This is a genomic window from Streptomyces durhamensis, from assembly GCF_000725475.1.
GTDB lineage: Bacteria > Actinomycetota > Actinomycetes > Streptomycetales > Streptomycetaceae > Streptomyces > Streptomyces filipinensis.
Map to the genome: position 1 here is coordinate 220,441 of NZ_JNXR01000008.1, position 20,820 is coordinate 241,260.

General features: G+C 71.9%; 18 protein-coding genes and 3 tRNA genes. 12 read left to right on the forward strand and 9 right to left on the reverse strand.

What is annotated here, in order from left to right; all coding sequences use genetic code 11:
* Nucleotides 1-29 precede the first annotated feature (29 nt).
* The 4 genes from purD (at nt 30) to IO33_RS0114595 (ending at nt 6,096) form a co-directional block, all read left to right on the forward strand.
* Nucleotides 30-1,286: a phosphoribosylamine--glycine ligase gene (gene purD / locus IO33_RS0114580; protein ID WP_031164616.1), complete on the forward strand. Its 1,257-nt coding sequence runs from the start codon at nt 30-32 to the stop codon at nt 1,284-1,286.
* A gap of 274 nt (nt 1,287-1,560) precedes the next feature.
* Nucleotides 1,561-3,411, forward strand: coding sequence for a membrane protein (locus IO33_RS0114585; protein ID WP_031164618.1), 1,851 nt, complete (start codon nt 1,561-1,563; stop codon nt 3,409-3,411).
* A gap of 216 nt (nt 3,412-3,627) precedes the next feature.
* Nucleotides 3,628-5,124 carry a N,N-dimethylformamidase beta subunit family domain-containing protein gene (locus IO33_RS0114590; RefSeq protein ID WP_031164620.1) on the forward strand — a complete coding sequence of 499 codons (1,497 nt, stop codon included), beginning with the start codon at nt 3,628-3,630 and terminating at the stop codon, nt 5,122-5,124.
* 72 nt (nt 5,125-5,196) lie between these two features.
* Nucleotides 5,197-6,096: a phosphoribosylaminoimidazolesuccinocarboxamide synthase gene (locus IO33_RS0114595; protein WP_031164622.1), complete on the forward strand. Its 900-nt coding sequence runs from the start codon at nt 5,197-5,199 to the stop codon at nt 6,094-6,096.
* A 47-nt stretch (nt 6,097-6,143) separates the two neighbouring features.
* Here the strand turns inward: IO33_RS0114595 and IO33_RS0114600 are convergent.
* The 8 genes from IO33_RS0114600 to IO33_RS0114635 all read right to left on the reverse strand — a co-directional run bounded on the left by IO33_RS0114600 (nt 6,144) and on the right by IO33_RS0114635 (nt 10,881).
* Nucleotides 6,144-6,219, reverse strand: a tRNA-Gly gene (locus IO33_RS0114600).
* A gap of 23 nt (nt 6,220-6,242) precedes the next feature.
* Entirely contained in the window at nt 6,243-6,857 is a 615-nt protein-coding gene (locus IO33_RS0114605; protein ID WP_031164624.1) for a response regulator transcription factor, read from the reverse strand.
* A complete protein-coding gene (locus tag IO33_RS0114610; RefSeq protein ID WP_037685411.1) occupies nt 6,854-8,098 on the reverse strand; it encodes a sensor histidine kinase in 1,245 nt (414 codons plus the stop codon). Before IO33_RS0114610 ends, IO33_RS0114605 begins: the two co-directional genes overlap by 4 nt.
* A 19-nt stretch (nt 8,099-8,117) precedes the next feature.
* Nucleotides 8,118-8,948: an ABC transporter permease gene (locus IO33_RS0114615; protein ID WP_425347963.1), complete on the reverse strand. Its 831-nt coding sequence runs from the start codon at nt 8,946-8,948 to the stop codon at nt 8,118-8,120.
* A 146-nt stretch (nt 8,949-9,094) separates the two neighbouring features.
* Nucleotides 9,095-10,039, reverse strand: a complete 945-nt coding sequence (locus IO33_RS0114620) for an ABC transporter ATP-binding protein (protein WP_031164630.1) — start codon at nt 10,037-10,039, stop codon at nt 9,095-9,097.
* A 129-nt stretch (nt 10,040-10,168) separates the two neighbouring features.
* Nucleotides 10,169-10,244, reverse strand: a tRNA-Gly gene (locus IO33_RS0114625).
* Between the two features lie 78 nt (nt 10,245-10,322).
* Nucleotides 10,323-10,394 (reverse strand) — tRNA-Gly (locus tag IO33_RS0114630).
* A 169-nt stretch (nt 10,395-10,563) separates the two neighbouring features.
* Nucleotides 10,564-10,881 (reverse strand): histone-like nucleoid-structuring protein Lsr2, encoded by a 318-nt coding sequence (locus IO33_RS0114635; protein WP_031164632.1) that lies wholly within the window; start codon nt 10,879-10,881, stop codon nt 10,564-10,566.
* 310 nt (nt 10,882-11,191) lie between these two features.
* Between IO33_RS0114635 and purS the strand changes: the two genes are divergently transcribed.
* From purS to purL, 3 genes are read left to right on the forward strand one after another with little or no spacing between them, the layout of a single operon-like run.
* Nucleotides 11,192-11,464, forward strand: a complete 273-nt coding sequence (purS, locus tag IO33_RS0114640; RefSeq protein ID WP_031164634.1) for a phosphoribosylformylglycinamidine synthase subunit PurS — start codon at nt 11,192-11,194, stop codon at nt 11,462-11,464.
* The gene (gene purQ / locus IO33_RS0114645; RefSeq protein WP_031164636.1) at nt 11,461-12,141 is read left to right on the forward strand and encodes a phosphoribosylformylglycinamidine synthase subunit PurQ; all 681 of its coding nucleotides are present in this window, start codon (nt 11,461-11,463) and stop codon (nt 12,139-12,141) included. The genes purS and purQ overlap by 4 nt, the downstream gene beginning before the upstream one ends.
* Nucleotides 12,138-14,396, forward strand: a complete 2,259-nt coding sequence (gene purL, locus IO33_RS0114650; protein ID WP_031164639.1) for a phosphoribosylformylglycinamidine synthase subunit PurL — start codon at nt 12,138-12,140, stop codon at nt 14,394-14,396. Before purQ ends, purL begins: the two co-directional genes overlap by 4 nt.
* Before the next feature lie 50 nt (nt 14,397-14,446).
* Here purL and IO33_RS0114655 read toward each other — a convergent pair whose 3' ends face one another.
* Complete coding sequence (locus tag IO33_RS0114655; protein WP_031164641.1) at nt 14,447-15,910, reverse strand: MFS transporter; 1,464 nt, start codon at nt 15,908-15,910, stop codon at nt 14,447-14,449.
* Nucleotides 15,911-16,006: 96 nt separating this feature from the next.
* Between IO33_RS0114655 and IO33_RS0114660 the strand changes: the two genes are divergently transcribed.
* From IO33_RS0114660 to purM, 5 genes are all read left to right on the forward strand, one after another.
* Nucleotides 16,007-16,645 (forward strand): TetR/AcrR family transcriptional regulator, encoded by a 639-nt coding sequence (locus IO33_RS0114660; protein WP_031164643.1) that lies wholly within the window; start codon nt 16,007-16,009, stop codon nt 16,643-16,645.
* Nucleotides 16,646-16,655: 10 nt separating this feature from the next.
* Nucleotides 16,656-17,453 (forward strand): maleylpyruvate isomerase family mycothiol-dependent enzyme, encoded by a 798-nt coding sequence (locus tag IO33_RS0114665; protein ID WP_031164645.1) that lies wholly within the window; start codon nt 16,656-16,658, stop codon nt 17,451-17,453.
* A gap of 66 nt (nt 17,454-17,519) precedes the next feature.
* Nucleotides 17,520-17,954, forward strand: a complete 435-nt coding sequence (locus IO33_RS0114670; RefSeq protein WP_245235785.1) for an META domain-containing protein — start codon at nt 17,520-17,522, stop codon at nt 17,952-17,954.
* Between the two features lie 202 nt (nt 17,955-18,156).
* On the forward strand, nt 18,157-19,686 hold the full coding sequence (purF, locus tag IO33_RS0114675) for an amidophosphoribosyltransferase (RefSeq protein WP_031164650.1): 1,530 nt from the start codon (nt 18,157-18,159) through the stop codon (nt 19,684-19,686).
* 35 nt (nt 19,687-19,721) lie between these two features.
* Nucleotides 19,722-20,789, forward strand: coding sequence for a phosphoribosylformylglycinamidine cyclo-ligase (purM, locus tag IO33_RS0114680; RefSeq protein ID WP_031164652.1), 1,068 nt, complete (start codon nt 19,722-19,724; stop codon nt 20,787-20,789).
* Nucleotides 20,790-20,820 lie beyond the last annotated feature (31 nt).

Genomic DNA, 20,820 nt, shown 5'->3' on the forward strand with positions numbered 1-20,820 from the left:
TTCGGCGACCTTGCCAGTAGGCTGGCCCCGTGAAGGTCCTCGTCATCGGCAGCGGCGCCCGCGAACACGCCCTGTGCCGCTCCCTGTCCCTCGACCCCGACGTCACCGCGCTGCACTGCGCCCCCGGCAACGCCGGCATCGCCGAGGTGGCCGAGCTGCACCGGGTCGACGCGCTCGACGGCCGTGCGGTCGCCGAGCTGGCGGCCCGCCTCGGTGCCGACCTGGTCGTCGTCGGCCCGGAGGCCCCGCTGGTCGCCGGTGTGGCCGACGCCGTCCGCGCCGCGGGCACCCCGGTGTTCGGCCCGTCCGCGCAGGCCGCGCGGCTGGAGGGCTCCAAGGCCTTCGCCAAGGACGTCATGGCGGCGGCCGGGGTGCCGACCGCCCGCTCCTACGTGTGCACGACGGCCGAGGAGGCCGCCGAGGCACTCGACGCCTTCGGCGCCCCGTACGTCGTCAAGGACGACGGCCTCGCCGCGGGCAAGGGCGTGGTCGTCACCGATGACCTGGACGCCGCCAAGGCCCACGCCGCCGCCTGCGAGCGCGTGGTCGTCGAGGAGTTCCTCGACGGCCCCGAGGTGTCCCTCTTCGCCGTCACCGACGGCGAGACGGTCGTACCGCTCCAGCCCGCCCAGGACTTCAAGCGCGCCCTGGACGGCGACGAGGGCCCGAACACCGGCGGCATGGGCGCGTACTCGCCGCTGCCCTGGGCCGAGCCGAAGCTGGTCGAGGAGGTGCTGGAGACGGTCCTGCAGCCGACCGTGGACGAGCTGCGCCGCCGCGGCACCCCGTTCTCCGGCCTGCTCTACGCGGGCCTGGCGATCACCAGCCGCGGCGTGCGGGTGATCGAGTTCAACGCCCGCTTCGGCGACCCCGAGACGCAGGTGGTGCTGGCCCGCCTGCGGACCCCGCTGGCCGGGCTCCTGATGGCCTCCGCCACCGGCAACCTCGCCGATCTGCCGCCGCTGCGCTGGAGCGAGGACGCGGCCGTGACCGTCGTCGTCGCCTCGCACAACTACCCGGACACCCCCCGTACCGGCGACCCGATCACCGGTCTGGACGAGGTGGCCGCGCAGGACGCCCCGCACGCGTACGTCCTGCACGCCGGGACGAAGCGGGACGGTGACGCGGTCGTCAGCGCGGGCGGGCGCGTGCTGTCCGTCACCGCCACCGGCACGGACCTGACCGAGGCGCGCGAGCGGGCGTACCGGGCGGTGGGCCGGATCCGTCTGGACGGCTCCCAGCACCGCACCGACATCGCCGAGAAGGCGGCGCGGGCGGGCGCCTGACCTGTTCTCCCGCCGCCAGGACGGCACCCAGGCCCCGGACTCCCGATCCGGGGCCTGATCTTTGCTGTCTGTCACCCAGCTCTGACCAAAGCCATTCCATCGAGTGAGCAATCGCCTATACGGCTGACGAGGGCCGGGGCCCCAACTAGGGTGCCGCGCAAGCGTTCCGGCACTTGGCCCACCGGCATTGCGATGTCAGTGGCGGATGCCACAGTGGGGGAGTGAGCACCACCAGGTCGGCACGGCAACGGCAGCGAGGGGGTGAGGTCGGCACGTGACCGGAATCGGTGCGGAGGCGGGCGCACAGGCCGCGCGTTCCCGGGCCCTCGCCGTACTGCGGGTCCGGGGCCGGGCGCTGGCCGTGGCCCTGCTGCCCGCGGCTGTCGCGGTGATCCTGCTGACCGGCGCGTCCGCCGGCCACTTCGTCGGCCGGGGCTGGGACGCCGCGCGCTGGGTCTTCGGCGCGCTCGCCGTGCTGGTACTGCTGGCCGCCGCCGGCATCGCCCTGGTCGTGGCCCGGGCCCGGCCCGCCGTCAGCCCGACGGTCCCGGTCCCGGAGAAGTCCGCCCCGGATCTGTACCGCATGGTGCGCGACCTCGCCGAGCGCCTGGACGTGCCGGCCCCCTCGGCCATAGCGCTCACCCCGGACTGCGACAGCTGGCTGGAGGACCGCACGCACACCGCCCACGGCCCGCCCCCGCGCCCCGGACCCGACGAGATAGCGGGCCCGGGCCGCCGCCGGCTCCCCGTCGCACCGGTGCTCGTCATCGGCTCCCCGTTCCTGTGGTGGATGCGGGTCGGCGAGCTGCGCGCGGTCCTCGCCCCGGTGATCGCCGGTACGGGCCCTTCGGCGCACCCGGACATAGCGGCCGCCCGGCGCTTCGTGCGCGGCCTGGACGCGGCGGTCGCGGTCGCCTCGACACCGGGCCGCTGTCCCCTCACCCGCGGTATGTGCGCGGCCCTCGGCTGGGTGGCCCGGCTGCTGCTGCGCGGCTGCCGGGAGCATGCGACGCAGATGGAGCGCGGGGTCGCCGCGGCGGCGTCCGAGCGGGCCCAGGCCGTCGACTACGGCCTGAGGATCGTCGCCCAGGAGCAGGTCGGCCTCGCCTACGCCGGCTGGGACCGGCTGCTGACCCGGGTCGCGCTGCCCGCCTGGCGGATGGGCCGCTGGCCCTCCGGGCTGGACGCGGGCGTGGTGGCGGCGCTCACCGAGCTGTCCCGGCGCGACCGCCTGGCCGAGGGCTTCACCTCCCGGCTCGGCGAGCGCCCGGCCTGCGACCTGCTGGAGGAGCCCGGCGCGATGGACGAGGCCGCCTCGCTGCTCGCCGCGCGTCTCTTCCACGGCGGCCCCGCGGAGTCCGGCCCGGACTGGGCGCCGGTGGACTGGCAGGCGTATCCGGAGGAGGTCGTGGACCGCACCTGGCGCGCCGACGCGGCCCGCCTGCACCGGGTCCTGGACGCCCTGGGCGTCCGCGCCTGCCTCGACCCCGCGGCCCCCGACCCGGGCGGCCCCACCCTGGCCCGGGTCCTGGACCACCTGACCGAGGCGGGCGCGGGACAGGCGGCACCGCAACCGCCGCGGAACCACCCGCGGGCCGTCGACGGCGCGGACGCCCCCCAGGAGCCACCCGCACCCGACGACGCGAGCCGCGCGGATGCTGCGGGCGGGAGCGGGATCCCCGCCGGAGGCGAGGCCGAGGCGGACCACGCGGCCGAACACCCCGGCACGGAGCGCAGCGCCACCCTCGCCGCCGGCCTGAGCGCCCAGCTGGCCCGCGAGGAGTCGGCCGTGCCCAGGGGAGCGAGCGCTTCCGGCCAGAGCCCCGAGAACGCCCTGTGGGACGGCGGCGGACTGCCCCTGTTCCCGCTGCAGCCCCCGCGCACCGCCCGTGACCTGCTCACCGACCACGTCACGGCGATGGTGTGCTGCGCGGCCGTCGACACCGCCGGCGCGGTCCCCGCCCTGGACTGGCTGGACGGCCCCGCGCTGCTGCTGGGCGGCGAGCGTGCCGCCGACCTCGCGCCCAGGGTGCTCAGCCTGATCGAGGAGGGAGACCCGGGCCCGCTGCGCGACTGGCTGGCCGCGTCCGGGATACGCCCCGAGAAGCCCGTACGGCTGGTGTGAAGGAAAGCGCGTTCAACGGGAGCCCCGTCTTCCACTTCAGGTCAATTCGCAACGACTAGTGACCGAGCCCGTGCGTTATGTGATGTGCTGGGAGCGACCACGCACCTGGCAAAGGCGTGCGACATACGACAGCACGGCCGAGCCGGGCGCGTGGCACCGAGCACAGCGAGCACCACCGAGACAGGACGACACGGGGGCATGAGGGAGGGGACGACCATGGCCTCGGATCACATTCGCCGCTGGGAGTCCGGAGCGCTCGCGCACGCCGTCACGGACCCCTTCGGCCAGGGCCCGGTGCCCTGGCTGCGCGGCAGCGAGACGTACTTCGACGACACCGGTCATGTCGTGCCCTGGTACGTCGACCCGGCCCCGCAGCAGCTCACCGACGGCAGGCGCCGGGTGCCCGCGCCCCGCGCGGCCGGAACCGGCCCCCGCTCGGCCGACGACGTGCACCGCCAGATCAAGGGCTTCACCTCCACCGGAGCGGTCACGCCCGGGCAGGCGATCGACTTCCACATCACGGTCGATCCGCCCCAGGAGTTCAGCGTCGACGTCTACCGGATCGGCCACTACGGCGGTGACGGAGCCTCCAAGATCACCACCAGCCCGCGGCTGTCCGGCATCGTCCAGCCCCCGCCGCTGGCCGCCGACCGCACGGTCTCCTGCCACCACTGGTGGCTGTCCTGGCGCCTCCAGGTGCCCTCCCACTGGCGGATCGGCGCCTATGTGGCCGTCCTGACCACCGCCGACGGCTACCGCTCCCACGTGCCGTTCACGGTCCGCGACGACCATCCCGCCGATCTGCTCCTGCTGCTGCCGGACATCACCTGGCAGGCGTACAACCTGTATCCCGAGGACGGCCGCACCGGCGCCAGCCTCTACCACGCCTGGGACGAGAAGGGCCGGCTGCTCGGCGAGGCCGACGCGGCGACCACCGTCTCCTTCGACCGCCCCTACGCGGGCGCGGGCCTGCCCCTGCACGTCGGGCACGCCTACGACTTCATCCGCTGGGCCGAGCGCTACGGCTACGACCTCGCCTACGCCGACGCCCGCGATCTGCACGCCGGCCGCGTCGACCCCACCCGCTACCGGGGTCTGGTCTTCCCCGGCCACGACGAGTACTGGTCGGTGCCGATGCGCCGGGCCGTCGAGGACGCCCGGGACCGGGGCACATCGCTGGTGTTCCTCTCCGCCAACACCATGTACTGGCAGATCGAGCTGGGCCCGTCCCCGTCCGGCGTCCCGGACCGGCTGCTGACCTGCCGCAAGCGCAAGGGCCCCGGAAAGCCCGTGCTGTGGCGCGAGATCGACCGGCCCGAGCAGCAGCTGGTCGGCATCCAGTACGCGGGCCGGGTCCCCGAGCCGCATCCGCTGATCGTCCGCAACGCCGGTCACTGGCTGTGGGAGGCGACCGGCGCGCAGGAGGGCGACGAGATCCAGGGCCTGGTCGCCGGCGAGGCCGACCGGTACTTCCCCCGCACCCCGCTGCCCGAGCACGACGAGCGCATCCTGCTCGCCCACTCCCCGTACAGCGACAGCGAGGGCGCCCTGCGCCACCAGGAGACCTCCCTCTACCGCGCCCCCTCCGGCGCCTGGGTCTTCGCCTCCGGCACCTTCGCCTGGTCCCCGGCCCTGGACCGCCCCGGCCATGTCGAGCCCCGCATCCAGCGCGCCACGGCGAACCTGTTGGACCGCATCTGCAAACGCGACTGACGACCCCCCGGCGCAGTGGACCAGCGGATACGGGAGAATCGAGGCACTTGGACAGAACCACGGGGAGGAACCGTGTCCGGATTCGTAGAAAAGCCCGAGCCGATCCAGGTTCCGGGCCTGGTGCATCTCCACACCGGAAAGGTGCGCGAGCTGTACCAGAACGAGGCGGGCGACCTCGTGATGGTCGCCAGCGACCGCATGTCCGCCTATGACTGGGTGCTGCCCACGGAGATCCCCGACAAGGGCCGCGTCCTCACCCAGCTCTCCCTGTGGTGGTTCGACCAGCTGCGCGACCTGGCACCCCACCACGTGATCAGCACCGAGCTGCCCGAGGGCGCGCCGGCCGACTGGGCGGGCCGCACCCTGGTCTGCAAGTCCCTGAAGATGGTCCCGGTCGAGTGCGTGGCCCGCGGCTATCTCACCGGCTCGGGCCTGCTGGAGTACAACGAGTCCCGTACGGTCTGCGGCCTCGCCCTCCCCGAAGGCCTCGTCGACGGCTCCGAACTGCCCGCCCCGATCTTCACCCCGGCCACCAAGGCCGAGGTCGGCGAGCACGACGAGAACGTCTCCTACGAGGAGGTGGCCCGCCAGGTCGGCGCCGGGACCGCCGCCCAGCTGCGCCAGGCCACGCTCGCCGTGTACTCCCGCGCCCGGGACATCGCCCGCGAGCGGGGGATCATCCTGGCCGACACCAAGTTCGAGTTCGGCTTCGACGGGGACACCCTCGTGCTCGCCGACGAGGTCCTCACCCCGGACTCGTCCCGGTTCTGGCCGGCCGACCAGTGGCGGCCGGGCCGTGCGCAGCCGTCGTACGACAAGCAGTTCGTGCGGAACTGGCTGACCTCGGCGGAGTCCGGCTGGGACCGCAGGAGCGAGCAGCCCCCGCCGCCGCTGCCGCAGCAGGTCGTGGCCGCCACCCGGCAGAAGTACGTGGAGGCGTACGAGCGCCTCACGGGCATGAGCTGGTCATGACCCCCGAGCGGTGACGCAAAAGGCCCCCGGGGGACCGGGGGCCTTACTGGAGCGGACGACGAGGCTCGAACTCGCGACCTCAACCTTGGCAAGGTTGCGCTCTACCAACTGAGCTACGTCCGCAGTGCGCCGTGGCGCGAGAGCAACTATACCCAACCTCGCTCCCGTGCGAGACGCACTGCCGCATGTCGGTTCTCGGCGCCGAGCTTCGTGACGGCCGAGGAGAGGTAGTTCCGCACGGTCCCCGGGGACAGCGCGGCCCGCTCGGCGATCTCCGCGACCGGCGCTCCCTCGGCCGCCAGCTCCAGCACCTCGGCCTCCCGCGTGGTCAGCGGCGAGTCCCCGGCGGAGATCGCGTCGGCGGCCAACTCCGGGTCGACGTAACGGCTTCCGGCGTGCACGGTCCGGATGATCTCGGCGAGCCGCTGGGCGCTGACCGTCTTCGGGACGAACCCGCGCACACCGGCCGCGAGCGCCCGTTTCAGATGCCCGGGCCGCCCGTGTCCGGTGACGATCAGCACCTGGCAGGCGGGCAGTTCGGTGCGCAGGGATGTGGCGACCTTCACACCGTCGGCGCCCGGCATCTGGAGATCGAGCACGGCGACATCGGGTTCATGGGCCCGAGCCATGGCCAGCGCCTCGGGTCCGCTGGCGGCCTCCGCGACGACGAGCAGGTCCTCCTCCAGCGACAGCAGCGCGGCCAGCGCGCCCCGGATCAGATGCTCGTCGTCGGCGAGCAACAGGCGTACCGGAGTGCTCATGACGTGACTTCGCTCACTTTCTCTCCCAATGGCACCTCGGCCACCACCCGGAACCGGCCCCCGGTGGCCGCGCCGGCCTCCAGGGTTCCGCCGACGGCCGCGAGCCGCTCCCGCAGCCCGGCGAGCCCGGAACCCCCACCCCCGTCGGGGGTTCCGGGCAGTCCGTCGTTCTCCACCGCCAGCACCACGCGCCCCTCCTGTATCCGCAGGCGCAGCGTGCAGCGGCCCGCGTCCCCGTGCCGCAGCACGTTGGTGGTCGCCTCGCGCACCACCCAGCCGAGCGCGGACTGCACGTCGGCGGGCAGCCCCGCCGTCTCCGCGCTGACCTCGCAGTCGATCCCGGCGGCCGTCAACACGCCCTGGGCGCCCGCGAGTTCCACACCGAGGTCGGCCTCCCGGTAGCCGCGTACGACGTCCCGTACCTCCCGCTGCGACTCCTGCGCGATGCGCTGCACCTCGATCATCTGCTCCACGGCCTCCGGCCGCCCGCGCCGGGCGAGTTGGACGGCCAGCTCGCTCTTGAGCGAGATCACGGAGAGGTTGCGCCCCAGCACGTCGTGCAGGTCCCGCCCGAACCGCAGCCGCTCCTCGGCCACGGCGAGCCGGCTCTCCACCTCGCGGGCCCGTTCCGCCTCCCACAGCACGGCCAGCGTCCAGGCGCCGCAGCGGCCGGCGAGCAGCGCGAAGACCGTCTGGAAGGCGGTCATCATCGCGGTCGCCACCAGGCCGGCTCCGTCGTGATCGGCGAGCCCGACGGCTGTCGTGAGCAGGACCGCGCACACCGCCGACCGGCGCAGGAACACCGGGACCGGGACCGTGAGTCCGTAGAGCAGCGCGAACGGCAGCACATAGCCGGCGATCAGGAACGGGACCGTCATGGGGGTCGCCGCGTCCAGCCCGGTGAGCGCCACGATCAGCGCCAGCGCCAGTCCCAGCACGACGGCAGGGGCGCGGTGCGCGCCGGCCGGCAGTTCCGTGCGCCCCAGATAGTGGTCGAGCGCGGGCCGGGTGAGCCGGTTGGCGAGCACGCACTGCACGATCGCCACGAGGGCGAGGAGGGCGCCGAGGACGATCGCCACGGGCCGGTGGGCGAGCCCGGTGGGCAGGGGCAGCAGCACCCAGCAGGCCATGATGAACCAGACCGTGCCGTACCAGGTGAGGACGCTGAACAGTTCGACCCGCTCGGCCTTGCTCAGCTCCCCCCAGTGCCGTTGCCGCCATCGTCGTACCCGCCCCAGCATCCGCGCGTCCCCCCGTTCCTCAGCGCCGCGGCTCCCATCGGAACCACCGTCGTACAGCAAACACCGCGAGGATCGACCAGGCCAGCGCGGTCGCCAGGGCGGTCAGGGTCTCGCCCGTGCTCAACTGGCCCGTCCAGCCGCCGCGGAAGAGCCGGACCGCCGGGGACAGCGGCAGCAGTTCGCACGCGGTGGCCAGCTTGTCCGGCAGGAACTCGGTCGGGACGGTGATCCCGGAGCCGAGCATCGACAGGATCATCAGCGGCATCGCGGTGACCTGGCTGCTCTCCACGGTGCGGGTGAAGGACGCGGTGAACGCGGCGAGCGCGGCACTGACCAGGTATCCGGCCAGCAGCCCGGGCAGGATCAGGTACGGCGCCCTGGGCGTGCCGGTGTGCAGCAGGGCCGCGCACCCGGCGCACAGCACCAGCGCCTGGGCGAGGCCGATGCCGAGGGCGGGCAGGGCGGTGCCGGTGAGGATCTCGGCGTCGGAGAGTTCGCCGGTGCGCAGCCGCTTGAGGACGAGTTCCTCGCGGCGGGCGACGTAGGCGTTGACCAGGGAGGTGTAGACGGCGAAGAGGAAGGAGAAGCCGATCGCGGCCGTCAGCAGGGTGGTGCCGATGGTCAGCCCCTGCTTCTTCAGGTCCAGCTGGTCGATGGCGGGCCGCACGCTGAACGGCAGCAGCAGCGGCACGGCCAGCGCGGTGAACACGACCCCGCGGTTGCGTCCGAGCAGGGTGAGTTCGGCGCGGGCCAGCGCCCGCAGCCGGCGGCCCGCCGCCGCCCGGTCGCCGCTCCGCACGCCGCCGTCCCGTACGCCGCCGTTCCGGCCCGTCACCTCGACGCCGCTCACGCCACATCCCTCCATTGCGATCCCGCCCGCGTCACCGTCCCCGGCACGCACTCCGCCTCCGCCGCGCGCCGCGGTGCCGCTGCCGTCTCCGGCACCCGGTCCGACTTCGCTCGCACCGCGTCCCCTCGCGCCCGCTCCGGCCCCGCTCATGCCGCCACCCCCCGTGCCTGTTCGCGGGCGATCCCCAGGAACGCCTCCTCCAGCGACGCCGACCGCACGTCCAGCCCGCGCAGCTCGACGCCGGTCCGCGCGGCCCAGGTCAGGACGCCGGTCGCGGTCCGCTGCAGCTGGGTGGTCTGCAGCCGTACGACCCTTCCGTCGCTCTCGTGGGCGCAGACGCCGAGGTCGGCCAGCGGGGGCAGATCGCCCAGGAAGTAGCCGTCGGGCAGTTCGAAGGCCATCCGGGAGGGGCGGCCGGCGGTGACCTCGGCCGGGGTCCCGGCGGCGGCGATCCGGCCCTCGTGCAGGATGGCGAGCCGGTCGGCGAGGCCCTCGGCCTCCTCCAGGTAGTGCGTGGTGAGCAGCACGGTCGTGCCCGCGTCGCGCAGGCTGCGCACCAACTCCCAGGTGTCCCGGCGGCCTTCCGCGTCGAGCCCGGTCGTCGGCTCGTCCAGGAACAGCACTTCGGGATCGCCGAGCAGGGCGAGCGCCAGGTCGAGCCGCCGCCGTTCGCCGCCGGACAACTGCTTGACCCGCACCCCGTGCCGCTGCGCGAGCCCGACCAACTCCAGCACTTCGGCCTCCGGCCGTGCCCCGCTCATGCAGCCCGCCCACATCCGGGCGGTCTCGGCGACGGTCAGCTCGGCCGGGAATCCGCCCTCCTGGAGCATCACACCGGTGCGGGGGCGTACGGCCGCGCGCTCCCGGCAGGGATCGTGGCCGAGGACCCGGACCCGGCCCCCGGCGGGCGCGGCGAGCCCCTCCAGCAGTTCGACCGTCGACGTCTTGCCCGCGCCGTTGGTCCCGAGCAGGGCGAAGATCTCCCCGCGGGCCACGGAGAAGCTGATTCCGCGTACGGCCTCGAACCCGCCCCCGTAGACGCGCCTGAGATCGGTGACCTCAATCACGTGTTCGTGTTCGTCGTAGTGCATGGGACCCAGCGTCCCGGCGCCCGGGCCTGGTCGGCAGTGCGCGCTGTCATCGCCCGGCATGACAAATGTCAGAGGCGCGGGGGCGTGAGGGCACGAAAAAACCCCGGTCGTGATGACCGGGGCTTTCCCTGGAGCGGACGACGAGGCTCGAACTCGCGACCTCAACCTTGGCAAGGTTGCGCTCTACCAACTGAGCTACGTCCGCACTGCTCCCGACCGGCTCCCACCGATCGGTGCGAACACCAGCCTACCTGATCCACAAGGTGGTCATGACCGGTGTCGGAGCGGGTGACAGGAATCGCACACTGTGCCTTCCCCCTGGAAGGGGGATGTTCTGCTACTGAACTACACCCGCACGGTCCTCGGGGTTGTCGGCTCTTCGGCCTCGCCCCTCGGCGTGCTCCAGACATTAGCTGATCAGCAGGGGGGTCGCGCAAGTCGGCTCCCCCCTGCTGCCCGTTATGCCCAAGTGCACGGCCCTCAGGGTCCGCTGACGGACCCTGAGGGCCGCCCCTTCGCGGGCTTCACTGCGCGGCGCTGAAGGCCTCGTAGACCTTCTTGGGGATGCGGCCGCGGGCCGGGACGTCCATCTTGTTGGCCTGGGCCCAGGCGCGGACGGCCGCCGGGTCGGGGGCGACCTCCGTCTGCTTGTACGCCTTGCCGGACCGCGAGCGCTTGCGGCCGGCCTCCACGTAGGGCGCGAGCGCCTTGCGCAGTTTCTTGGCGTTGGTTTCGTTCAGGTCGATCTCGTACGACTTGCCGTCGAGTCCGAAGGCGATCGTTTCCGCCGCTTCCGAGCCGTCGATGTCGTCAAAGAGAGTGACCACGACTTTTTGCGCCACGAATATCGGTCCCTTCGTGCGGCACGTCGATACAGCTCAACGGCGATGACGTGCCGAGTATCGGCTATTGCCAATTCATTTGTACAGTGCCCGGCAATAAAAAGTGAAGCCCGACTAAATCCGTCCGCGTGTCCGCTGACAATAGGCGGGCCGGACGGACCGTCGAACTTTCCCAGAACTTTTCACGGTGGTACGGCTTCGACACCCGATCGTGATGCGCCTCACGTAGTTTCCTACAACTCTACCCGCGTAGAAATTTTGTGCGGGTAGTCTGAAGGAACCTGCTCAGCACCACACACCGGGAGTGCCAGTGGCACGCGTCGTAGTCGACGTCATGCTCAAGCCGGAGATCCTCGACCCCCAGGGCCAGGCGGTCCAGCGTGCGCTGCCGCGCCTGGGTTTCGAAGGGATCTCGGACGTACGTCAGGGAAAGCGTTTCGAACTGGAAGTTGACGGGCCCGTTGACGCCGCCGCGCTCGCCCGCATCCACGATCTCGCGGAATCCTTCCTCGCCAACACCGTGATCGAGGACTTCACCGTCAAGGTGGAAGAGCCCGCGGAAGTCGCGGAGGCGGCGAAGTGACCGCTCGTATTGGCGTCGTCACTTTCCCGGGCAGCCTCGACGACCGGGACACGCAGCGCGCGATCCGCCTCGCGGGCGCCGAACCGGTCGCCCTGTGGCACAAGGAGAAGGACCTCAGGCAGGTCGACGCCGTGGTCCTCCCCGGCGGTTTCTCCTACGGCGACTATCTGCGGGCCGGGGCGATCTCCCGGTTCTCGCCGGTGATGGAGACGGTCATCGAGCAGGCGAAGGCCGGGCTTCCGGTCCTCGGCATCTGCAACGGCTTCCAGGTCCTCACCGAGGCCCACCTCCTCCCGGGCGGGATGCTCGGCAACGACCACCTCCACTTCATCTGCCGCGACCAGAAGCTGCGGGTGGAGAACGCGGAGACGGCCTGGACCGGCGACTACCGCCAGGGCCAGGAGATCCACATCCCGCTGAAGAACATGGACGGCCGGTACGTCGCCGACGAGTACACGCTCGACAAGCTGGAGGCGGAGGGCCGGGTGGTCTTCCGCTACGTGGACTTCAACCCGAACGGCTCGCTGCGGGACATCGCCGGCATCACCAACGAGGCCGGGAACGTCGTCGGCCTCATGCCGCACCCCGAGCACGCCGTCGAGCCGCTGATCGGTACGGGCCGTACCGACGGGCTCCCGTTCTTCACCTCGATCCTCAAGAAGCTGGTCAACGCATGAGCCGGACGCCTCTGGACACGGTCGAGCACGCGGCCGCGACCCCCGACGTCGAGCTGCCCTGGGCCGAACTCGGTCTGAAGAAGGACGAGTACGAGCGGGTGGTGGAGATCCTCGGCCGCCGCCCGACCGGCGCCGAGCTCGCCATGTACTCGGTCATGTGGTCCGAGCACTGCTCGTACAAGTCCTCCAAGGTCCACCTGCGCCAGTTCGGCGAGAAGGCGCCGCAGAGCGACGCGCTGCTGGTGGGCATCGGTGAGAACGCCGGTGTGGTGGACGTCGGCCAGGGTTACGCCGTGACCTTCAAGGTCGAGTCGCACAACCACCCCTCCTACGTCGAGCCCTACCAGGGCGCGGCCACGGGCGTGGGCGGCATCGTCCGCGACATCATCGCGATGGGCGCCCGCCCGGTCGCCGTCGTGGACCCGCTGCGCTTCGGCGCCGCCGACCACCCCGACACCAAGCGTGTGCTGCCCGGCGTGGTCGCGGGCATCGGCGGCTACGGCAACTGCCTGGGCCTGCCGAACATCGGCGGCGAGGTCGTCTTCGACTCCTGCTACCAGGGGAACCCGCTGGTCAACGCCGGTGCCATCGGCGTGATGCGGCACGAGGACATCCACCTCGCGAAGGCCTCGGGCGCCGGCAACAAGGTCATCCTGTACGGGGCCCGGACGGGCGGCGACGGCATCGGCGGCGCGTCGATCCTCGCATCGGAGACCTTCGACGACGCCAAGCCGTCGAAGCGCCCGGCCGTCCAGGTCGGCGACCCCTTCCAGGAGAAGCTCCTCATCGAGTGCACCCTGGAGGCGTTCAAGGAGAAGCTGGTCGTCGGCATCCAGGACCTCGGCGCGGCGGGCCTGTCCTGCGCCACGTCCGAGCTGGCGTCCAACGGCTCCGGCGGCATGCGCGTCACCCTGGACGACGTCCCGCTGCGCGACTCCACGCTCTCGCCGGAGGAGATCCTCATGAGCGAGTCGCAGGAACGCATGTGCGCGGTCGTGGAGCCCGAGAAGGTCGACCGCTTCCTGGAGATCTGCGAGAAGTGGGACGTCATCGCCACCGTGATCGGTGAGGTGACCGACGGCGACCGCCTGGAGATCTTCTGGCACGGCGGGAAGATCGTGGACGTCGACCCGCGTACGGTCGCCCACGAGGGCCCCACGTACGAGCGCCCGTACGCCCGCCCCGAGTGGCAGGACGCCCTGCAGGCCGACGACGCGAACAAGCTCCCCCGCCCGGAGACGGGCGAGGAGCTGAAGGGCCAGGTCCTGAGGCTGGTCGGCTCGCCGAACCAGGCCTCCAAGAAGTGGATCACCCAGCAGTACGACCACTTCGTGCAGGGCAACACCGTCCTCGCCCAGCCGGAGGACTCCGGCATGATCCGCGTGGACGAGGAGAGCGGCCTCGGTGTCGCGATCGCCACGGACGGCAACGGCCGCTACGCCAAGCTCGACCCGTACACAGGCGCCCAGCTGGCCCTGGCGGAGGCGTACCGGAACGTGGCGACCACCGGCGCCAAGCCCCTCGCCGTCTCCGACTGCCTGAACTTCGGCTCGCCCGAGGACCCGGCGGTGATGTGGCAGTTCGCGGAGGCGGTGCGCGGTCTCGCGGACGCCTGCCAGCAGCTCGGCACCCCGGTGACCGGCGGCAACGTCTCGCTCTACAACCAGACGGGCGAGGCCGCGATCCACCCGACCCCGGTCGTGGCGGTCCTCGGTGTCATCGACGACGTGGCCCGCCGCACGCCGGTCGCCTTCCAGGAGGAGGGCCAGCTGATCTACCTCCTGGGCGACACCCGTGAGGAGTTCGGCGGCTCGGCGTGGTCTCAGGTGGTCCACGACCACCTCGGCGGGCTGCCGCCGGCCGTCGACCTGGAGCGCGAGCGCCTGCTGGCCGAGATCCTGATCTCCGCCTCCCGCGACGGCATGATCGACTCCGCGCACGACCTGTCCGACGGCGGTCTGGTCCAGGCCGTGGTCGAGTCCGCGCTGCTCGGCCGCAAGGGCGCCCGGCTGGTCGTCCCGGACGGTCTGGACGCCTTCACCTTCCTGTTCTCCGAGTCGGCCGGCCGTGCGATCGTCGCCGTGCCGCGCTCGGAGGAGGTCCGCTTCAACGACATGTGCGGTGCGCGGGGTCTGCCGGCCACCCGTATCGGTGTCGTGGACGGTGCCGCCGTGGAGGTCCAGGGCGAGTTCACGCTCACACTGGAGGAGCTGCGCACGGTGCACGAGGAGACCATCCCGGCGCTGCTGGCGTAGTCGCCGTACGCCGTTGAGGGCCCCGTCCGGGACACCGGGCGGGGCCCTTCTCACGCGGCCACGGTCTCCCGGCTTCCCTCGGCCGGCACCGGCCGGGTCCGCGGCAGCCGCAGGGCGAGCAGCAGGGACAGCGTCATGACCCCGGCCAGGCACAGGAACACCGTGTCCAGGGCGGAGACGTAGGCCGTCAGGCCCTCGGTGCGGGCCGGGCCGCGCAGCGCGGCGAGGGCGCCGACGTCGCCGGGGCCGTCGTAGAGCCGGTTCAGCAGGGTGCCGAAGAGGCTGGCGCCGAGGGCTCCGCCGAGGGTCTGGAAGAAGCGGATCGCGGTCGTCGCGACGCCGAGCTGGGGCCTGGGGGCCGTCTGCTGCACCAGCTGGATCAACTGGCCGAGGAGCTGGCCGAAGCCGAGGCCGACGAGGAGCAGGGCCGCCCGCAGCTGCCACAGGGAGGTGTGGGTTCCGGTGGCGGCGAGCAGCAGGAAGGCGGCGGCGGTCACGGCGGAACCGCTGATCGTGAAGGTCCGCTCGGACCAGCCGCGGTCGCTCAGCCGGCCGGCCGCGACACCCACCACCGTCATGCCGACGGCCATGGGGATGAGGAACAGGCCGGCGGAGGAGCTGGCGATGCCGCGGACCAGCTGGAGATAGACCAGCACGTAGTACATGGCGCCGGTCATGGCGATGCCCACGAGGGCCTGGATCGCGAAGCCGAGGCGCAGCTCGGGGACGCGGAACAGGGCCGGGGGAAGAATCGGTTCGGCGGTGGTGAACTGGCGGCGCAGGCACAGGGCGAGCGAGGCCGCGGAGACCAGTGCCAGGCCGAGGACCTGCGGGGAGGCCCAGGCGTACTGCCTGCCGCCCCACTCGGTGACCAGCAGCAGGGTGGTGGAGAAGGCCGCGGCGAGGGCGGCGCCGGGGAAGTCGATCGCGCGGCTCGTGGTGTGCCGGGGCAGCCGCAGGGCGTAGGCGGCGGCGACCAGGGCGGCGATGCCGAGTGGCAGGTTGATGTAGAAGGCCCAGCGCCAGCTCGCGTGGTCGGCGAGGAAGCCGCCGAGCCAGGGGCCGACCGCCATGCCGCCGCCCGCGACGATCCCGCCGGTGCCGGCGCCCTTGTTCTTCTTCTCGCCGGGCCCGCCGAGGTGCGCGATCACCACCATGGTCACGCTCATCAGCCCGCCCGCACCGATGCCCTGCAGGGCCCGGGAGGCGATCAGCCAGCCGATCGACGGTGCCGCTCCGCACAGTGCCGAGCCGGCCAGGAAGGTGCCGAGGGCGCCGAGGAAGACGTGCCGGGGACCGAGGACGTCGCAGAGCCTGCCGTACAGCGGGAGCATCGCGGCCGACGCCAGCGAGAAGGCGCTGATCAGCCAGGGGATCCTGGCGATGCCGTGCTCGGGGTCGAGGTCCCTGACGATCGGCACGGTGGCCGCGGACACGATCTGCATGTCCAGGACGGCCAGCACGATCGTGACGAGGCAGGCCAGGAAGCCGATCTTGCGCTGGGTTTCGGTCATGGGCACCACCATGCCCGCATTCTGTGTACCGAGTCAATGTTTCATCCGGGATTAGATTTGAGCCCGGTATAAATGTCGCCTTGGTAAGGTGACCGCATGGCCGAAGAGCTGGGACTACGGGAGCGCAAGAAGCGCGACACCATGTGGCGGATCTACCGGACCGCCCTGGACCTCTTCGCCGAGCGGGGCTTCGACAAGGTGTCGGTGCAGGAGATCGCCGACGCGTCCGACGTGTCGAAGATGACCGTCTTCAACTACTTCGGCTCCAAGGAGGACCTGGTCTTCCATCCCATGGAGGAGCACTTCCGGGACGCCGCCCGGGCCGTCCGCGACCGGCTGCCGGGCGAGTCCGCCGCGGACGCCGTACGCCGGCAGTTCCTGGAGATGGTCGAGGCCCGTGACGCCTCCATCGGGCTGCACAGCGAGCCGATCTTCCTCAAGGTGCGCAAGGTCGTCTCGGAGACGGGCGCGCTGATGGAGCGCGCCTTCCTGGCCTCCCGGCGCGGCACCCGGGAGATGGCCGACCTCCTCGCGGAGGAGACCGGTGACCCGATGCTCGCCATGGTCGCCGCCGTCGCCCTGACCGCGGCCCGCAACGCCCTGGTCGAGGAGCACTACCGCCGACTCGCCGTCGGCGAGAGCCCGGAGGCGATCGCGGCCGACGCCGTCGAGCGCGCGCGCCACGCGTTCGGCCTGGTCGAAAACGGCCTGAAGGGCTACGCCGTCAAGGCATAGGCTCACCGCCATGCCACCGGCCAGGAAGCGCGCCCGCGCCTACGACCCCGCCAGGACGCGAGCAGCCGTCTTCGCCCAGTTCGCACACGTGCGAGAGGCCGTACGCGGTCTCGACCCCGGGCAGCTCGCCCGGCCCACCCGGCTCGGCGAGTGGACCGTACGCGATCTGATCGCGCACATCGGCATGGCCCTCACCGCCGTGCACCGTGCCCTCGACCGGCCGGCCCCGCCGAAGCAGGACACGACGGTCGTGCAGTGGCCCTTCGCCACCGCCGCCGGTTCCGGTGCCATCGCCGAGTTCACCCGTGGCCTCGCCGCGGACCACCCCGACCTCGACGCCCACCTCACGGACGTCGACGCCGCCCTGCGCGCCCTGCTCGCCGAGCACCCCGGTTCCCGGCTGCTGCAGACCAGCGCCGGCGCGCTGCCCCTGGACGACTACCTCGTCACCCGCACCGTGGAGCTCGTCGTCCACACCGACGACCTCAACGCCGCCCTGCCCGGCCTGGACGTGCCCTACGACCGCCAGGCCCTGGCCGCCGCCACCCGGCTGCTCGCCGACGCCCTCGCCGTGAAGGCGCCCGGCGGCTCCACCGAGGTGCGCATCCCGCCGTACGCCGTGGTGCAGTGCGTCGAGGGGCCCCGGCACACCCGCGGCACCCCGCCCAACGTCGTGGAGACCGACCCGCTGACCTGGATCCGGCTCGCCACCGGACGCCTGGCCTGGCCGGACGCCCTCGCGGAGGCCAAGGTCAGGGCAAGCGGGGAGCGGGCGGACATCGGGGGCCTGCTGCCGCTCATGTCCTAGGCGCCGAGGACGGAACCGGTCGTACCGCTCGCCCGTCGAACCCGTATGAACCGGTACAAGCAGCGCATGACCCTGACGGCGGCCGCCGTACTCGTCCCGCTCACGGTGGCCTGTGGCATCGGAAAGGCGCACAGTGGTCCGGTGACCGACCGGCAGCCGGTGACCGGCATCGACTGGCGGGTCGACCGCCTCACCGTCGGCGACACGACCCGCGACGCGCCCTCCGTCGCCCGCCTCCGCATCGACGCGGACGGCACGGCGGCCGGCAACCTGGGCTGCAACCACTTCAGCGCCCGGGTCACCGTGCACGGCGACCGGATCACCTTCGGCGACCTGCGCACCACCCGGATGGCCTGCGCCCCGGACCGCATGGACTTCGAGCGCGCCCTCGCCCGGGCCCTCACCACCGGCACCCTCGTCGCCAGGACCGGCGACGGCAGGCTGACGCTCACCGACGGCGACGGCGACCGCATCCATCTCAGCCACACCGCGCCCGATTGATGTGCGACGCCTCACTCGCGCACCGGGCGAAAGGCACCCACGAGTGCCGCCCGGCAGCTCCCCCACCGCCGCACCCATCTCGATGAAATCGCGCTGACCTGCGTAAACGAGGAAACCGACAAGGTGATCCCGACCGGTGTGCCGGTTACGGCCGCGCATCCCCAATTCGGACCAGTGGTCGATCTCGCCTACACTCGGTGGCGTGCCACGTGGTGACGGTCGACTCAATCACGATCTGCTTCCCGGCGAGAAGGGCCCCCAGGACGCTTGCGGCGTCTTCGGCGTCTGGGCTCCGGGTGAAGAGGTCGCAAAGCTCACGTACTTCGGGCTCTACGCCCTCCAGCACCGGGGTCAGGAATCCGCGGGAATCGCGGTCAGCAACGGCTCCCAGATCCTCGTCTTCAAGGACATGGGCCTGGTCTCCCAGGTCTTCGACGAGACCTCGCTCGGTTCGCTCCAGGGTCATATCGCGGTCGGACACGCCCGCTACTCGACCACCGGCGCCTCCGTGTGGGAGAACGCCCAGCCGACGTTCCGCGCCACCGCGCACGGCTCGATCGCGCTCGGCCACAACGGCAACCTGGTCAACACGGCGCAGCTCGCCGAGATGGTCGCCGAACTGCCGAAAGACAACAACAGCCGCTCCACCCGGGTCGCGGCCACCAACGACACCGACCTGCTGACGGCGCTGCTCGCCGCCCAGGTCGACGAGGACGGCAAGCCGCTGACCATCGAGGAGGCCGCCCACCAGGTCCTCCCGAAGGTGCGGGGCGCCTTCTCGCTCGTCTTCATGGACGAGCAGACCCTCTACGCCGCCCGCGACCCGCAGGGCATCCGCCCGCTGGTCCTCGGCCGCCTGGAGCGCGGCTGGGTGGTCGCCTCCGAGTCCGCCGCCCTCGACATCTGCGGCGCCAGCTTCGTCCGCGAGATCGAGCCGGGCGAGTTCGTCGCCATCGACGAGAACGGCCTGCGCAGCTCCCGATTCGCAGAAGCGAAGCCCAAGGGCTGTGTCTTCGAGTACGTGTACCTGGCCCGCCCGGACACCGACATCGCCGGCCGGAACGTGTACCTCTCGCGCGTCGAGATGGGCCGCCGGCTCGCCAAGGAAGCCCCCGTCGACGCCGACCTGGTCATAGCGACCCCGGAGTCCGGCACCCCGGCCGCGATCGGCTACGCGGAGGCCTCCGGTATCCCCTTCGGCAGCGGCCTGGTGAAGAACGCCTACGTCGGCCGGACCTTCATCCAGCCCTCGCAGACCATCCGCCAGCTCGGCATCCGGCTGAAGCTGAACCCGCTGAAGGAAGTCATCAAGGGCAAGCGCCTGGTCGTCGTCGACGACTCGATCGTGCGCGGCAACACCCAGCGGGCCCTGGTCCGCATGCTCCGCGAGGCCGGCGCCGCCGAGGTCCACATCCGGATCTCCTCGCCGCCCGTGAAGTGGCCCTGCTTCTTCGGCATCGACTTCGCCACGCGCGCGGAGCTGATCGCCAACGGCATGACCATCGAGGAGATCGGCACCAGCCTCGGCGCCGACTCGCTCGCCTACATCTCCATCGACGGCATGATCGAGGCGACCACCATCGCCAAGCCGAACCTGTGCCGCGCCTGCTTCGACGGCGAGTACCCGATGGAGCTTCCGGACCCGGAGCTGCTCGGCAAGCAGCTGCTGGAGACCGAGCTGGCGGCCGGTCCCGCCGCCACGGCCGCGGCCGACGCGATCCGCCGCCCGTAACACCCCTGCAGTACGACACGAAAGCTCTCACAGTCATGTCTGAGACAACTGGTGCCAGCTACGCAGCGGCGGGCGTCGACATCGAGGCGGGCGACCGCGCGGTCGAGCTGATGAAGGAGTGGGTGAAGAAGACCCAGCGCCCCGAGGTCCTGGGCGGCCTCGGCGGCTTCGCCGGGCTCTTCGACGCCTCCGCCCTCAAGCGCTACGAGCGCCCGCTGCTCGCCTCCGCCACGGACGGCGTCGGCACGAAGGTCGACATCGCGCGCCGCATGGGCGTCTACGACACCATCGGCCACGACCTGGTCGCCATGGTCATGGACGACATCGTGGTGTGCGGTGCCGAGCCGCTGTTCATGACCGACTACATCTGCGTCGGCAAGGTCCACCCCGAGCGTGTCGCGGCCATCGTGAAGGGCATCGCGGAGGGCTGTGTGCTCGCCGGGTGCGCCCTGGTGGGCGGCGAGACGGCCGAACACCCCGGCCTGCTGGGCGCGGACGACTTCGACGTCGCCGGCGCCGGTACGGGCGTCGTGGAGGCCGACCGGCTGCTCGGCGCGGATCGCATCCGTAAGGGTGACGCGGTGATCGCCATGGCGGCCTCCGGGCTTCACTCGAACGGGTACTCCCTGGTCCGTCACGTCCTGCTGGACCGCGCGGGCCTGGCCCTGGAGACGGAGATCGCGGAGCTGGGCCGCACCCTCGGCGAGGAGCTGCTGGAGCCCACGAAGATCTACTCGCTGGACTGCCTGGCGCTGACCCGCACGGCCGAGGTGCACGCCTTCAGCCACATCACCGGCGGCGGGCTCGCGGCCAACCTGGCCCGGGTGATCCCGGACGGCCTGCACGCCGTGGTCGACCGCGCCACCTGGACCCCGGGCGCGATCTTCGACCTGGTCGGCAAGACCGGGAACGTCGAACGCCTGGAGCTGGAGAAGACCCTCAACATGGGCGTCGGCATGATGGCGATCGTCCCCGAGGAGTCCACCGAGGTGGCGCTCGCGACCCTGGCCGACCGTGGCGTCGACGCATGGGTGGCCGGCGAGATCACCGACCGGGGCGAGAAGGAGACCGGTGCCGAGATGGTCGGGACGTACTCGGTCTAGAGGCGCCGCCGGCTGACCTGCGGGTAGCACA

What these genes read in the sequence shown, in the direction of transcription:
- IO33_RS0114655 (WP_031164641.1), bottom strand. Translation starts at nt 15,910, where the DNA reads ATGACCGAAACCCAGCGCAAGATCGGCTTCCTGGCCTGCCTCGTCACG.
- IO33_RS0114590 (WP_031164620.1), top strand. Translation starts at nt 3,628, where the DNA reads ATGGCCTCGGATCACATTCGCCGCTGGGAGTCCGGAGCGCTCGCGCAC.
- IO33_RS0114610 (WP_037685411.1), bottom strand. Translation starts at nt 8,098, where the DNA reads ATGCTGGGGCGGGTACGACGATGGCGGCAACGGCACTGGGGGGAGCTG.
- purM (WP_031164652.1), top strand. Translation starts at nt 19,722, where the DNA reads ATGTCTGAGACAACTGGTGCCAGCTACGCAGCGGCGGGCGTCGACATC.
- IO33_RS0114665 (WP_031164645.1), top strand. Translation starts at nt 16,656, where the DNA reads ATGCCACCGGCCAGGAAGCGCGCCCGCGCCTACGACCCCGCCAGGACG.
- purL (WP_031164639.1), top strand. Translation starts at nt 12,138, where the DNA reads ATGAGCCGGACGCCTCTGGACACGGTCGAGCACGCGGCCGCGACCCCC.
- IO33_RS0114670 (WP_245235785.1), top strand. Translation starts at nt 17,520, where the DNA reads ATGACCCTGACGGCGGCCGCCGTACTCGTCCCGCTCACGGTGGCCTGT.
- IO33_RS0114620 (WP_031164630.1), bottom strand. Translation starts at nt 10,039, where the DNA reads ATGCACTACGACGAACACGAACACGTGATTGAGGTCACCGATCTCAGG.
- IO33_RS0114660 (WP_031164643.1), top strand. Translation starts at nt 16,007, where the DNA reads ATGGCCGAAGAGCTGGGACTACGGGAGCGCAAGAAGCGCGACACCATG.
- IO33_RS0114605 (WP_031164624.1), bottom strand. Translation starts at nt 6,857, where the DNA reads ATGAGCACTCCGGTACGCCTGTTGCTCGCCGACGACGAGCATCTGATC.